The organism is Aeromonas sp. 604176 (genome assembly GCF_049170755.1).
GTDB classification, from domain to species: Bacteria; Pseudomonadota; Gammaproteobacteria; order Enterobacterales; family Aeromonadaceae; genus Aeromonas; species Aeromonas veronii_A.
Genome location: NZ_JAAKNE010000028.1, coordinates 1 through 14,556 on the forward strand (window position 1 = coordinate 1; position 14,556 = coordinate 14,556).

The 14,556-nt window shown below is 60.8% G+C and carries 11 protein-coding genes and 1 tRNA gene; 9 read left to right on the forward strand and 3 right to left on the reverse strand.

Annotated features, from left to right (window positions below; genetic code table 11):
• Positions 1-84 precede the first annotated feature (84 nt).
• Positions 85-168, forward strand: a tRNA-Leu gene (locus G5358_RS07175).
• Positions 169-386: 218 nt separating this feature from the next.
• On the opposite strand, the gene G5358_RS07180 is transcribed toward G5358_RS07175, so the two are convergent.
• Complete coding sequence (locus G5358_RS07180; RefSeq protein WP_421323855.1) at positions 387-2,219, reverse strand: SLC13 family permease; 1,833 nt, start codon at positions 2,217-2,219, stop codon at positions 387-389.
• 263 nt (positions 2,220-2,482) lie between these two features.
• On the opposite strand from G5358_RS07180, the gene pnuC reads away from it, so the two are divergent.
• From pnuC to nifJ, 7 genes are all read left to right on the forward strand, one after another.
• Positions 2,483-3,199 carry a nicotinamide riboside transporter PnuC gene (gene pnuC, locus G5358_RS07185; protein ID WP_421323856.1) on the forward strand — a complete coding sequence of 239 codons (717 nt, stop codon included), beginning with the start codon at positions 2,483-2,485 and terminating at the stop codon, positions 3,197-3,199.
• Positions 3,200-3,202: 3 nt separating this feature from the next.
• Positions 3,203-3,928, forward strand: coding sequence for a nucleoside phosphorylase (locus G5358_RS07190; RefSeq protein WP_421323857.1), 726 nt, complete (start codon positions 3,203-3,205; stop codon positions 3,926-3,928).
• A 105-nt stretch (positions 3,929-4,033) separates the two neighbouring features.
• Positions 4,034-4,705: a Crp/Fnr family transcriptional regulator gene (locus G5358_RS07195; RefSeq protein ID WP_227341140.1), complete on the forward strand. Its 672-nt coding sequence runs from the start codon at positions 4,034-4,036 to the stop codon at positions 4,703-4,705.
• Positions 4,706-4,748: 43 nt separating this feature from the next.
• A complete protein-coding gene (yqfB, locus tag G5358_RS07200; RefSeq protein WP_164536271.1) occupies positions 4,749-5,066 on the forward strand; it encodes a N(4)-acetylcytidine aminohydrolase in 318 nt (105 codons plus the stop codon).
• Between the two features lie 67 nt (positions 5,067-5,133).
• Positions 5,134-5,535: a DUF1622 domain-containing protein gene (locus G5358_RS07205; protein ID WP_338711230.1), complete on the forward strand. Its 402-nt coding sequence runs from the start codon at positions 5,134-5,136 to the stop codon at positions 5,533-5,535.
• A 201-nt stretch (positions 5,536-5,736) separates the two neighbouring features.
• A complete protein-coding gene (locus tag G5358_RS07210; RefSeq protein ID WP_421323858.1) occupies positions 5,737-7,377 on the forward strand; it encodes an alpha-glucosidase in 1,641 nt (546 codons plus the stop codon).
• A 228-nt stretch (positions 7,378-7,605) separates the two neighbouring features.
• Positions 7,606-11,151: a pyruvate:ferredoxin (flavodoxin) oxidoreductase gene (gene nifJ, locus G5358_RS07215; protein ID WP_421323859.1), complete on the forward strand. Its 3,546-nt coding sequence runs from the start codon at positions 7,606-7,608 to the stop codon at positions 11,149-11,151.
• 111 nt (positions 11,152-11,262) lie between these two features.
• Here the strand turns inward: nifJ and G5358_RS07220 are convergent, their stop codons facing one another.
• Complete coding sequence (locus tag G5358_RS07220; RefSeq protein ID WP_421323860.1) at positions 11,263-12,639, reverse strand: MDR family MFS transporter; 1,377 nt, start codon at positions 12,637-12,639, stop codon at positions 11,263-11,265.
• A gap of 173 nt (positions 12,640-12,812) precedes the next feature.
• On the opposite strand from G5358_RS07220, the gene G5358_RS07225 reads away from it, so the two are divergent.
• The gene (locus G5358_RS07225; protein ID WP_421263566.1) at positions 12,813-13,415 is read left to right on the forward strand and encodes an HAD family hydrolase; all 603 of its coding nucleotides are present in this window, start codon (positions 12,813-12,815) and stop codon (positions 13,413-13,415) included.
• A gap of 54 nt (positions 13,416-13,469) precedes the next feature.
• On the opposite strand, the gene G5358_RS07230 is transcribed toward G5358_RS07225, so the two are convergent.
• Positions 13,470-13,817: a hypothetical protein gene (locus tag G5358_RS07230; protein ID WP_254204217.1), complete on the reverse strand. Its 348-nt coding sequence runs from the start codon at positions 13,815-13,817 to the stop codon at positions 13,470-13,472.
• Positions 13,818-14,556 lie beyond the last annotated feature (739 nt).

Below are 14,556 nucleotides of genomic sequence, written 5' to 3' on the forward strand. Positions count from 1 at the left end.
GCTATGTAGCTCAGTTGGTTAGAGCATCGCACTCATAATGCGGGGGTCACAGGTTCGAATCCCGTCATAGCCACCATTAATATTGCGGAAGTGGCGAAATTGGTAGACGCACCAGATTTAGGTTCTGGCGCCCTAGGCGTGAGAGTTCGAGTCTCTCCTTCCGCACCATTAATAGCAGTACCAAACAGACCAGCTCATGCTGGTTTTTTTGTATCTGGAATTTGCCTATCCCCAGTTTTTCTCTCGCTCCTCTATTAACCCATCTCCACGTTAATTCCCGTCCATATCACTCTTCACTGATTCCGAGCACGCCTTGCCACTCTTGTCTCCCGGCCATAAAAAAGCGGCCCGCAGGCCGCTGGTGCACACATTCATCATCCCGGTTATCAGAACGGGAAGAACCAGGGGATCGCTACCACGCTGACCACCATCACCAACAGGGTGAATGGCACCCCGATACGGATAAAATCGGCAAACTTGTAGTTGCCCGGCCCCAGCACCAGGGTATTCACCGGTGACGAGACCGGCGTCATAAAAGCGGCCGAGGCGGCGATGGCAATGGTCATGGCAAACGGATAGGGTGATACCCCCATCTGCTGGGCTGTGCCCAGCGCAATGGGCGCCATCAGCACTGCGGTGGCGGTGTTGGAGATAAAGAGCCCGATCACCGCGCAGAGGGCAAACAGGCTGGCCAGCATGACCCGCGGCCCCATCTCCCCGACCGCATTGATCAGGCCACCGACGATCAGATCCACCCCGCCGGTTTTTTGCAGCGCCAGCGCAAAGGGGAGCATGCCGACGATGAGGATCAGGGTCGGCCAGTGGATCGACTTGTAGGCACTTTCCATATCGATGCAGCGAAACTTGCCCATCAGCAGACAGGCGATCAGCGCGGCAATCACGTTGGGCACCGGATCGGTCACCATCAGCAGGATCATCACTCCAAGACAGAAGAGGGCATGAATGGCCTGACTGCGGGCGGGGGCCATCTCGTCCACTTCGGCGGGCAGCCCCATCAGCAGAAAGTCGCGGCTATGGGTCTGCAACTGTCTGATGTGGCTCCAATTCCCTACCACCAGCAGGGTATCCCCCATCTGCAGCGGCTCGTCCACCAGCTTGCCTGCCAGTGCCTCACCGTCGCGGCGCAGCCCCACCACGCTCAGACCATAGCTGGAGCGGAAGGTCACCTCACGCACGCTTTTACCCAGCAGCTTGGACTCGGGGATCAGCGACACCTCGGCCATCCCCACCTCCCGCGCCTGATCGGAGAAGTACTCCCCGCGCAGGATCATGGGTTCGAGCCGCGCCTCGGTGCAAAACGCCCGCACATCCACCTCGGGGTCTGACATGTCGATCAGCAGCACATCCTTGGCCTGGAACTCACTGATCCCCGACACCGGCACCATCACCCGGCGAAACTTGCGCCAGCGCTCCACCCCGATGACGTGGGCACCATAACGGGCACGCAGTTGCAGCTCGTCCAGGGTGTGACCAATCAGCGCTGAATCGGGCCGCAGCGCCAGACGACGGGCCCGACCGGCCAGTCGGTAGTCTCGGATGAGATCGCGCAGGGTGCGGCGCCCGGTCGGCTTGCCCTTGCCCTCTTCTCCCTCGCCCACCAGGGAGCCGCGCACCAGCAGCATGTAGAGGATGCCCAGCCCCAGGATCAGCACGCCCATGGGGGTGAAATCGAAGAACCCGAAACCGTGAATGCCGTGACGCATCAGCTCGCTGTTGACCACCATGTTGGGGGGCGTGGCCACCAGCGTCATCATGCCGCTGATCAGCCCGGCAAAGCCGAGGGGCATCATCAGGCGACCGGCCGGGATCCCCATCCGGTTCGCCACGCTCAGCACCACCGGGATAAAGATGGCCACCACCCCGGTGCTGCTCATCACAGCCCCCAGACTCGCCACCGCCACCATCAGCAACACCAGCAGCTTGGTCTCGCTGCTGCCCGCTACCTTCACCAATGCATCCCCCACCTGATAAGCGATGCCGGTGCGCACCAGCCCCTCACCCACCACAAACAGGGCGGCTATCAGAATGACGTTGGGATCGCTAAAGCCCGCCAGCGCCTCCGGCAGGGTGAGGGTGCCGCTCAGCACAAACAGGATGACCACGCCCAGGGCCACCACGTCCATGCGCACCTTGTTGGTCATAAAGAGATAGATGGCGCCAGCCAGCAGACAGAGCACCCAGACAAGCTCGGAATTCAATGCAACCTCCTTTTATCACGTGATTCTCCTCCCGGAGAGTGGACTCTATCAGACCACAGCCACGGCGCTATCATCTTGCTACATATCAATAAAGTCCGGCCCGCCGGGGCACCATAACCCATCACTGCTGGAATAACCGGGCGGCAGCGGCGATTTCTTTGATATGGGCCAAGCCCGGGGCGGACAAAAGTCCTGCCCCTCCTCCCCCTCACCCCTTAGAATGGCGCCCTCGCATACTAACCCTCATGCCCAAGGATCAGAAAATGAGCATATTCGAGCTGTTCAGCATCAATAACACGCTAGTGACCATACCGCTGGGTGGCGGCTATGCCATGTCATGGATTGAAGCCATCGGCACCCTGTTTGGTCTGGCCTGTATCTGGTTCGCCAGTCAGGAGAAAACCATCAACTACCTGTTTGGCCTGATCAACGTCAGCCTGTTTGCCATCATCTTCTTCCAGATCCAGCTCTACGGACTGTTGATGCTGCAGCTGTTCTTCTTCTGCGCCAACGTCTACGGCTGGTACGCCTGGACCCGCCCGGCCAACGATCAGGGGGATACCCTGCAGATCCGCTGGCTCAGCAAATCCAAACTGATGGTGACCGCCGCCGTGAGCGTGCTGGCCATCGCTCTGCTGACCCGCTATATCGACCCGGTCTTCGCCACCCTGGCACGCACCTCGGTCTCCCTGCTCAACCTCTTTGGTGCCAACCTTGCCATCCCCGAGCCCTCCCCCGATGCCTTCCCGTTCTGGGATGCCAGCATGACGGTGCTCTCGGTCGTCGCCCAGATCCTGATGACCCGCAAATACGTGGAGAACTGGATCCTCTGGGTCGTCATCAACATCATCAGCATCGGTGTCTATGCCGCGCAGGGCGTCTACGCCATGTCGCTGGAGTACCTGATCCTGCTGTTTATCGCCGCCAACGGCACTCGCCTCTGGGTGATTGCCGCAAAGTGCCAGCCACAAGGTCTGTAAGCTATGAGTCTGTTACCCCATCTTCAGTGCCGCCCCGACCAGATTGCCGAGCGAGTGGTGCTGTGCGGCGATCCAGCCCGGGTCGACCGCATCGCCAACCAGCTCGAACAGTGTGAAGTGCTGGGGCAAAACCGGGAATTTCGCCTCATCAACGGCCGCTATCAGGGGCAGCCCATCACGGTCTGCAGCACCGGCATCGGCGGCGCCTCAGCCATCATCGCGCTGGAGGAGCTGGTGCAAGCCGGTGCCCGCTCGCTTATTCGGGTCGGCTCCGCCGGTGCCCTGCAACACGACATCGGCCTTGGCGACCTTATCGTGGTGGAAGGGGCGGTACGCAATGAGGGGACCTCACAGGCCTATCTGCCCGCCGAGTACCCCGCCTGCGCCGATATCTGGCTGCAAGCGGCCCTGCTCAACCATGTGGCCACTAGCAGCCAGCCTCATTGGCACGGGCTGGTACGCTCCCACGACAGCTTCTATCGAGATGATGAGCAGGAGGTGTGCCGCTACTGGCATGCCCGTGGCGTACTGGGCGCTGACATGGAGACCGCCTCCCTGCTGACGGTGGGTCGCCTGCGCAAGGTACGGGTCGCCGCCGTGCTCTGCAACGTGGTGCTGTTCGAGCAGGATGTGCAACAAGGGGTGGCGGATTACGCCAGCGCCGAACAGGCGATGATGGCCGGTGAGCAGCAAGCCATCGCCGCCGCCCTCCACGCTCTGGTGCAATAAGCCGCAAACCGTTAACTGCGGCACATCCGCTACCGTGCGGGCTGGTATCCGGCCCGCACTCTTGCTAGCCTCATGGCCCTCGTCATCCGGTGCGACAGGCAAGTCATGCAGCAACAGCCCTACCCCCTCGGCCGTTTTCACGCCGAACTCCAGCAGCTTGAACCCCGCTTTGCCGCGGCGCTCGACGCCTGCACCCTGTTTCTGCGTCGTTACCTGCCGGGCGAATTGATCATGCGGCAGGGGGAGCAGAGCGAGCAGCTCTATCTGGTCGAACGTGGCCGGGTCTCCCTCAACAGCACGGTACACTCTGGCCGCCGCTTCCAGCTCGGCGAGATTGAGTGTCACAGCCAGATCTTCGGTGAGATGGAGTTCTTCAGTGCCACCCCGGTGCAGTGGAACGTGGTGGCCGAGACCGAGCTGGACGCACGGGTCATCTGTGCCCACAAGCTGGCCCAGCGGCTGCTGGCAGAACCTGAGTTGACCCTCTTTTTCGCCGCTGCACTTGCCAGCGACTATCTCGATACCCTGGAGATCACCACCAGCCGGCTGCTCCACCCCATTGCCTACAACATCGCCTATGAGTTGTGGCGAGAGCGCCAGCGCACTCCGATGCTGGGATCGCGCAAGCGGGCCCACGAGGCGGCCCGCTTTGGCACCACAGAGCGGGTCTACCGCCGCGCCCTCAAGGAGCTGGTCGAACAGGGCATAGTTGCCGACGGCAGCGATGGCCCTGTTATCGCCGATCTGACCAGGCTGCGCGCCTATCTCGACCTTTGATTTCCATTCACCTCATTTCGATTAACCCTGTCAGGAGAGAGCCATGTCTACCCATCCCGAATTCACCTTCTTCAGCCGCTTCGTCGCCGATATTCAGGCGGGCCGCAAAACCATCACCATTCGCGACGAGAGCGAAGCCAACTGGCAGCCTGGCCAGCGGTTGGCGCTGTTTACCAACCCGGAGCACCAGCCCTTTGGCACCATAGAGGTGCTCTCGGTCAAGGCGGTCGCCTTCGATGAACTGAACGACGAGCACGCCCGTCAGGAGAACATGACCCTCCCCGAGCTCAAACAGGTGATCCGCGATATCTACCCAGCTCTGCCGCCGCTCTATGTGATTGAATTCAAACTGATTGCCTGAACCGGATTTGGCCTTTGCCGAGCGATGTGTTAATAGTGTCCTCTTTTGAATCAGGGAGGTGACCCGAGTGTTTGAGATAGCGAGCCTGAAAGAGGGGATGATGCACGGGGTCGAGCTGTTCCAGCTGCTGCTGGAGATCATCTCCATCGCCTGTGTGGTGATAGGGCTTGGCAAGACCCTCTGGCTAGCGGCGCGGGTGCGAGATCACCAACCCGGTTTTCCGCGTATTCGTCTCTGCTTTGGCAGTTGGCTCATTCTGGCGCTGGAGTTCCAGCTGGCCGCAGACATCCTGGCCACCACGGTCGCACCGAGCAAGGAGGAGCTGATCCGCCTCGCCATCATCGCGGTGATCCGCACTTTCCTGAACTACTTCCTCGGCAAGGAGCTGGAGGCGCAAGCGGAAAGCCAACAAGAGAAGGCAGAGCGCCAGCAGGAGCAGCACAGCGAGCAGGCCAAGGCTGCTCAATAACCGGTATTCCTGCATAGCATCCAACGCTAAGTGCCGTGCCATCCCGACCACAGCCGTGGCCTGGGATGGCACCTTTGTGACCCTTCCCGCACTTTTGGCAATCAGCCAACAATGGAACCCCTTTCAAGGTTTCCCCTGCCCTGTCGAGTAGCAGCTCATCTGCGTAAGATAGAAAATCTCCTCCCCCAACCGGCCAAGCTGATGAACCCGCAACCCCTCCACACGCCCGATATAGACCTCGATAGCTGCGTCATCTACCAGATCTACCCCATGAGCTTTCAGGACAGCGATGGCGACGGACTGGGCGACATCAACGGCATCCGTCAGCGCCTCGACTATCTGGCCACCCTCGGGGTCGATATGCTGTGGCTCACCCCCATCTATCGCTCCCCCAAACGGGACAACGGCTACGATGTGGCGGACTACCGTGCCATCGACCCCGCCTTCGGCACCCTGACCGAGATGGAGCTGCTGATAGCCGAAGCGGCCGCTCACGGCATCGGCATCATGATGGATATCGTCGCCAACCACACCTCCACCGAGCACGAGTGGTTTATGAAGGAACTGGCCGGGGATCCCCGTTATCAGAGTTATTACGTGTTTCGCGACCAGGCCTTCGTTGACGCTCACCCCATTACCTCGATTTTTGGCGGCAGCGGCTGGCAGTACGTGCCGGAGCTTGATCGCTACTACCTGCACAACTTCGATCCCAGTCAAGCCGATCTGGACTGGGACAACCCGGCGGTGCGCGCCGAAATGGCGGCGGTGATCAACTTCTGGCTGGGCAAAGGGATCAAGGGATTTCGCTTCGATGTGATCGATATGGTGAGCAAAGAGTGGGACCAGCTTGCCATGAGCAATGGCCCGCGCCTGCACGACTATATCCGCGAGCTCAATGCCGCCAGCTTCGGCGGCAAGGGGATCATCACGGTGGGGGAGACCTGGGGAGCCGATCTCGCCCATATGCAGAACTATTCGAACCACGATGGCAGCGAGTTCAGCATGGTGTTCAACTTCGAGCATCTGGGGCTGGGCAGTGACAAGTGGTCATCCCGCTTTGATCCCCTCGCCTTCAAGCGAGCCATGACCCGCCACCAGCAAGGGCTACACGGGCGTGGCTGGAACAGCCTGTTTCTCGGCAACCACGACCTGCCTCGCGCCGTCTCCCGCTTTGGCGATGACAGGCCAGAGTGGCGGGAAACCAGCGCCAGGCTGTGGGCCATGGTGCTGCACATGATGCAGGGCACTCCCTTCATCTATCAGGGGGAGGAGCTCGCCATGACCAACCGTCACTGGCAGCCGGACGAGCTACGCGATGTGGAGGCAATCAACTACCGCGCCAGCCAGTCAGGGCTGGATCCTGCCGAGCTGAGTCGGCGGCTCGATGCCATCGGCCGCGACAACGCCCGCACCCCGATGCAGTGGGACGCTGGCCTCCACGCTGGTTTCAGCACGGCCACCCCCTGGATCGCCCTCAATGCAAACCACGTCGAGATAAATGCTGACGAGCAGCTGGCCCGCCCCGACTCACCGTTTCACTGCTATCGCCAGCTTATCGCCCTGCGCAAGGCTCACCCTGTCATTCACCACGGCAATTTCGAGCTGCTGGATGGGGATGATCCCGAGCGTATCAGCTATCGCCGCCACTGGCAGGATCCGGCCAGCGGAGAGCAGCACACCCTGCTGCTGCTCGCCAATCTCACTGCGAATCCCTTGCAGATGCCCCACTTCGACAAGGTGACAGACAAGATGCGGTTGCTGCTGGCCAATTACCCTGGCGAACCACTGCCACTCTTCGCCCCTTATCAGTGCGCCATCTGGCTGCAAGTGGATCAGGGTTAACCCCGTGTTGACGGGCCATGTCAATGGCCCGTCAGCCACCTCCCGTTGGCTGTTAGCAGAAAATCATGCCCCCACGCTGTGGGATTAAATTAACCACTATTACTGACTTATTAATTGATTATTTATCCCGTTTGATACGCTCTCATTGCCCCTTTTACTATGCCTGCGACCTATCCATTGCCGATGCAACTATCGGCTTTCAAACTGGCATAGCAAAGTGGAAAACAGATGATCACCACAGACGGGAATAACGCAGTCGCCTCGGTGGCGTACCGCACCAGCGAAGTCATCGCCATCTACCCCATCACCCCCAGCTCGGCCATGGCTGAGCAGTCGTCAGCCTGGTCGAGCGAGCGAGGCAAGAACCTGTGGGGGGATGTGCCCCGGGTTGTCGAGATGCAGTCGGAAGGGGGCGCCATTGCCGCCGTCCACGGCGCCCTGCAGACCGGCGCGCTGGCGACCTCGTTTACCTCGTCGCAGGGTTTGCTGCTGATGATCCCCAACCTCTACAAGCTGGCGGGTCAGCTCATCCCCTTCGTGCTGCATGTGGCGGCACGCACCGTGGCGACCCACGCGCTATCGATCTTTGGCGATCACTCGGACGTGATGGCAGTGCGCCAGACCGGCTGTGCCATGCTCTGTGCCAGCAATGTGCAGGAGGCGCAGGATTTTGCCCTGATCTCCCAGATAGCGAGCCTCAACAGCCGCCTCCCCTTTATCCACTTCTTCGACGGCTTTCGTACCTCTCACGAGATCGCCAAGATAGCGCCGCTCGCTGACGACACCCTGCGTGCCCTGCTGCCCGCTGATGCCATCCGCGCCCATCGTGACCGGGCGCTCACCCCCGACAAACCGGTCATTCGCGGCACCGCCGCCAACCCGGACACCTACTTCCAGTGCCGGGAGGCGAGCAATCCCTGGTATGACGCCGCCTATGGCCATGTGAGCGAAGCGATGCAGGCCTTTGGCGAGCAGACCGACCGCCACTACCGGCCGTTTGAATATGTCGGCCACCCGCAGGCGGAGCGGATTGTGGTGCTGATGGGCTCGGCCATCAGCACCTGCGAGGAGGTGATCGAGCGCCTGCTTGCCCAAGGGGAGAAGGTGGGGCAGGTGAAGGTGCGGCTGTTCCGTCCCTTCTCGGCCGAGCACCTGCTGGCCGCGATTCCCGAGAGCGCCCGCGCCATCGCCGTGCTGGATCGCACCAAGGAGCCGGGCGCACAGGCCGAGCCCCTCTATCTCGACGTGATGACGGCGCTGGCCGAAGCGGTCAGCCGGGGCGAGCGGGCAAGCCTGCCGCGGGTCGTCGGCGGCCGCTATGGCCTCTCCTCCAAAGAGTTCGGCCCTGCCTGCGCACTGGCGGTGTTTGCCGAACTGGCGCAAGAGAACCCGCGTCCGCGCTTTACCGTCGGCATCTTCGATGACATCACAGGTCTCTCACTACCGCTGCACGCGCTCAATTCGCAAAGCCCCGTCCACGGCCACCAGCACAAGCTGGAAGCGCTCTTCTACGGCCTTGGCAGCGATGGCACCGTCTCTGCGGCCAAGAACAGCATCAAGATCCTCGGCAACCACACCGACCTCTATCCGCAGGGCTATTTCGTCTACGACTCCAAGAAGGCGGGCGGCCTCACCGTCTCTCACCTGCGGGTGGGCGAGCGGCCGCTCCAATCGGCCTATCTGGTGGAAGAGGCGGACTTTATCGGCTGCCATCAGTGGCAGTTCGTCGACAAGTACCGGATGGCGGAGCGCTTGAAAGCGGGCGGCATCTTCCTGCTCAACACCCCCTACAGCGAAGCGGAGATCTGGCAGCGCCTCCCCAGCGAGGTGCAGCACGCCCTGCGCGAGAAAGAGGCGCGCTTCTACATCATCAACGCCGCCAAAATTGCCCGCGACTGCCAACTTGGTAACCGAATCAATACCGTGATGCAGATGGCCTTCTTCCAGCTCAGCGCCATCATTCCCCCCGCAGAGGCGACCAGCCTGCTGAAGCAGGCCATCGCCACCAGCTATGGCAGCAAGGGACAAGCGCTGGTCGAACGCAACTGGCAGGCTCTGGAGGCAACCTACGCCGCCCTGACCCGGGTGCCACTTGGCGAGCAGGATCCCGCCAGCCGCCCCCGTCCACCGGTGGTTTCGGCCAAGGCCCCCGACTTTGTCCAGACCGTCACCGCCGCGATGCTGGCGGGACTGGGTGACAGCCTGCCGGTCTCCGCCTTCCCGCCGGATGGCACCTGGCCGGTCGGCACCACCCGCTGGGAGAAGCGCAACATCGCCAAGGAGATCCCCATCTGGGAAGCGGAGCTCTGCACCCAGTGCAACTACTGTGTCGCCGCCTGTCCCCACTCGGCCATTCGCGCCAAGGTGGTAGAACCGGATGCGCTGGCAGCAGCTCCCGCCACTCTCGATGCGCTGGATGTGAAATCCCGTGACATGCGCGGCCAGCAGTACGTGCTGCAGGTGGCGCCGGAGGATTGCACCGGCTGCAACCTCTGCGTCGAGGTCTGCCCGGCCAAGGATCGCAACAACCCGGATCGCAAGGCGATCAATATGGCTTCACGGCTCGATCACCTCGACGAGCAGAAGGCCAACTACGACTTCTTCCTCGATCTGCCAGAGCGCAGCGCCGAGCAGCTGGAGCGCATCGACATCCGCACCTCCCAGCTCATCTCGCCGCTGTTTGAATACTCGGGCGCCTGCTCCGGCTGTGGCGAGACCCCCTATATCAAGCTGCTGACCCAGCTCTATGGCGATCGGCTGCTGATTGCCAACGCCACCGGCTGCTCGTCCATTTATGGCGGCAACCTGCCTACCACCCCCTACACCACCAACGCCGACGGGCGCGGGCCGGCCTGGGCCAACTCGCTGTTTGAAGACAACGCCGAGTTCGGACTGGGCTTCCGCCTCACCGTCGATCAGCACAGGGAGCGGGTGCGCCGTCTGCTGGCGAGCCTCGGCGACACCATACCGGCAGCGCTGCGCGAGGCGCTCGGCGATGCCTCCCTGCCGGTTTCCGAGCAGCGGGCCCATATCCAGCAGTTGCGAGCGCTTCTGCAGGAGAGCCAGACCCCGGCAGCCCAAGAGCTGGCTCGCGATGCGGACTATCTGGTGGAAAAATCGGTCTGGCTCATCGGCGGCGATGGCTGGGCCTACGACATCGGCTTTGGCGGGCTCGACCATGTGCTGAGTCTGGGGGAGAACATCAATGTGCTGGTGCTCGATACCCAGTGCTACTCCAACACCGGCGGCCAGCAGTCGAAGGCGACGCCACTCGGTGCCATCACCAAGTTTGGCGAGCAGGGCAAACGCAAGGCACGCAAGGATCTCGGTGCCAGCGTGATGATGTATGGTCACGTCTATGTGGCGCAGATCTCCCTCGGCGCCCAGATGAACCAGACAGTGAAGGCAATTCAGGAGGCGGAAGCCTACCCGGGCCCCGCGCTCATCATCGCCTACAGCCCCTGCGAGGAACATGGCTACGACATGGCCGAGAGCCACGAGCAGATGAAGCAGCTGACCGCCACCGGCTTCTGGCCTCTCTACCGCTTCGATCCGCGCCGCGCTGACGAGGGCAAACTGCCGCTGGCACTCGACTCGCGGGCACCCAATGCCTCGCTGGCCGAAACCTTGCGCCATGAGCCCCGCTTCCAGCGGCTGGAGCGCCAGCTACCGGAAGTGGCCAGCCAGCTCTATCAAGAGGCAGAGCAGGAGGCCAACCGCCGCTTCGCTTGGCTGAGCCAGCTGGCGGGCAAGGAGAGTCCGGCGCAGGAGTAACTCGCGCATGGCTTGATGGCAGAAGCCACTCTGTTTGCCAAATAACAATCAGGGCTCCCCGCGGGGAGCCCTGATGCTATCTATGGTGAGCCAATGTCGGCGCAGGTCAAATCAGGCGCTGATGGAGGCCAGCTCGTGGCGTTTCAACGCCAGCAGGGTGATGATCAGCGCCAGCGTGGCGATCAGTGCCATGCCGATATAGGTCGCGCTGAAGCCCGGGGCCAGCAGATCGGGGGCAAGTCGGCTCAGATCGCCATCGCTGCCGGCTGGCATGCGGAAGTGAAACAGCATGGAGCAGATGGCCACGCCGACGGCACCGCCGAGCTCCCGCCCAAAGTTGAACAGCGACATACCGATGCCGCGATCTTCCCGTGGCAGGGCATTTTGCACCACCACCGAGAGGGCGGGCAGCACCAGACCGAGACCGATACCGGCAAACCCGAGCGCCAGCCTGACCCAGGCATCGAAGTGGATCTGCCAGAGCGCCACCGCCGCGAGGCCAAAGCCCACCGCGACAAAGCTCTTGTAGTGACCGGTACGGCCAATCAGCTTGCCGCCGACAAAGGCGCCGGCGGTGATGCAGATCATGAAGATGACCATGATGGCACCGCTCTCGCTGGCGCTCATCCCCTTCTGCCACTGCATCTGCAACGGCAGATAGACCAGCACGGCAAACATCAGCAACTGGGAGAGCATCACCAGCAGCACGCTCACCAGATAGCCGGGCAGCCGCGCCAGATGGGCGGGCAGAATGGGGTCGTGGGCACGCCGCTCAATCAGAATCAGCAGCAGCAACGCGACGCCCAGCGCCGCCGAGAGCCAGACGGCAGGCAGCGCCGCCTCCGGCGAGAGCAGCAACAGGGTGAGCGTGGTGACGGTAATCAGCAGACCCGCCCCCTTCCAGTCGAAGCGACTGTGACGACGCACGTTGAGCTGCTTGAGGTTGCGGTTGATGAGAAAGACCGCCAGCGCCCCGAGCGGCAGATTGATCCAGAAGATCCAGCGCCAGCTGAGCTGCTCGGTGAAGTAGCCGCCGAGCAAGGGGCCGGCGATACTGGAGACCGCATAGACCGCCGAAATGTAGCCCTGATACTTGCCCACCTCCCGCGGCGGAATGGTGTCGGCAATCACGGTAAACGCGAGGGCAATCAGGCCGCCGCCCCCCAGCCCTTGCAGCACCCGCGCTGCCAACAGGGTCGGCAGATCCTGGGAGAGCGCACAGGCCACCGAGCCCGCCAGAAACAGGCCGATACCGATATTGAGCATCCGCACCCGGCCAAAGAGATCGCTCAGCTTGCCGTAGAGGGGCAGCACGGCGGTGGCCGCCAGCAGATAGGCGGTGACCACCCAGGTGAGGGCGGCCCCAGCGTGCAACTCGGCGCCAATCATGGGCAGCGGGGTGGTGACTATGCTCTTTTCCAGTGAACCGAGCGCGATCACCAGCGCCACACTGGAGAAGATGGTTTTGGGGGATATTTTCGAAGTCATAAGCGGACTCACTGATCTGATATGCCAAAGTATCCGGCAATGAACGGATTATTGTCTCACAAATCAGCAAGAGATAGAAAAAACGGCGGCCACAATCTGCCCAACCATGAGGCCGATCCCACAAAACGCCGATCGTTTCTGCTAGCCTGCTCTATTTGATTCGAGGAGCCCCCATGAGCGAGCGTGAGCAGTACGGGTTTGATCACTACGATGCCCTGATTTTCGATATGGATGGCACTTTGGTAGATTCCATGCCCCTTCATCTGGATGCCTGGGAGCTCACCTGCGCAGAATTCGGCATCCCCTTCGAGCGGGAACAGCTCTATCAGTACGGCGGCATTCCCACCCGCAAGATCATCGCCATGCTGGCCGAGCAGCAGGGGCTGACGGTGGATGTCGAGGCCTTTACCCGCCGCAAGATTGCCCTCTATATGGCCCATATCGACAAGGTCAGCGTCTTTCCCAAGATGTGGGAGCTGGTCAGGCTCTATCACGGCAAGGTCAAGATGGGGATTGGCACCGGCTCACCGCGCAATCAGGCGGACTCCATCCTCAAAAGCACCGGGCTCGATGCCTATATCTCTGTGGTGGTCAGCGCCGATGATGTCACCAACCACAAACCGCATCCCGACACCTTCTTGCGGGTGGCCGAACTGCTCGGCGCCAATCCCGCCAACTGTCTGGTGTTTGAAGATACCCGGATCGGGCTTGAGGCTGGCAAGGCGGCAGGGATGGATACTCTACTGGTAATGGAAGGCGAACTGCACCAGAGGTAGATCGCAAGCGGACAGCGGCAACATGGCGCCACCTCGATGGTGCCATGATGCTGTTCAACTCGCGGATAAAGGGTTCTCCTGCAAACAGGAGACGAGCGTCGGCCCGGTGGCAACTGTCAAGGAGAGTGCATCGACCATGGCTTCCTCCTTCCATGCCTGATGCTGGCGCAACAACGCCAGTGCTTCAACCGGCGTATCTGCAAAGATGGGGGCCGCCATGGCGGCAAATCCCTGCTCAACCAGTTGACGACGCTCATCGCTATAGCGCGGGGCATTGGCATCGAGATAGGTAAGCGCCTGGCCCAGCGTGAAAAAGTGATAGTTGGGCATCGAATGACCCTCAAAAATAAAGTGCCATTCTACTCCTTTCTGCTCCATTTCCAGCCTTAAACCCTTGTCCATCCGGTGATCTCGTTCACATTTTTGTTAACAATCCCGCAGACAACCATGCCACGGCAGCTGGCCTCGCCCGCGACCCTTTCATCCCTGGCAGGCTGTAGACTACAACCGGCGCAGAGAGCCCGATCTACAGCGCTGCGTCGAGCCAACGTCATCCTCTCTTGACCATGCCGCACCCGGTCAGCCGATATATTGCCAACCCTGGTCACCTCGATATGGGACCACTGGGCTGTGTCACGCATATTTCACCAGATACATAAAAAGATAAAAACGCTCCGAGTCTTGGCCAACCGTCAGCCTACCGATAATTAACAAGCATCCCCCATGCAAATATTTGAATTATATTCCAGCCACATCTTTAACTACTGTTACAGTAATGTCTGCTAACATATTTTTGCGCGGCAAGATAGATGACTAAAAAAACATAAAGTACATATCTATGCACAATAAAATAGTTTGATGGCAGCTTGATGCATCGCATTAACCCTTTCTTTACACTCCTTCACTGCCAAGGTATCTGCCCCAACCCCCGCCCGGACTGGACTATTGCTCGATGCATGGCCATTGGCGGACAAACAGGTGACTATTCAGCATGAATTGAATAGCAATCACATTAAATTTGCACCCATTGAGCCATCTCATAGAAATGCAATCAGCGGTTTGCAACCCCTGATAGCCACTCATAGAATCGCAGCGTCTGAAATATCTACCCTGTCCTCTTCTCCCTTATTCCTCTCAGTAA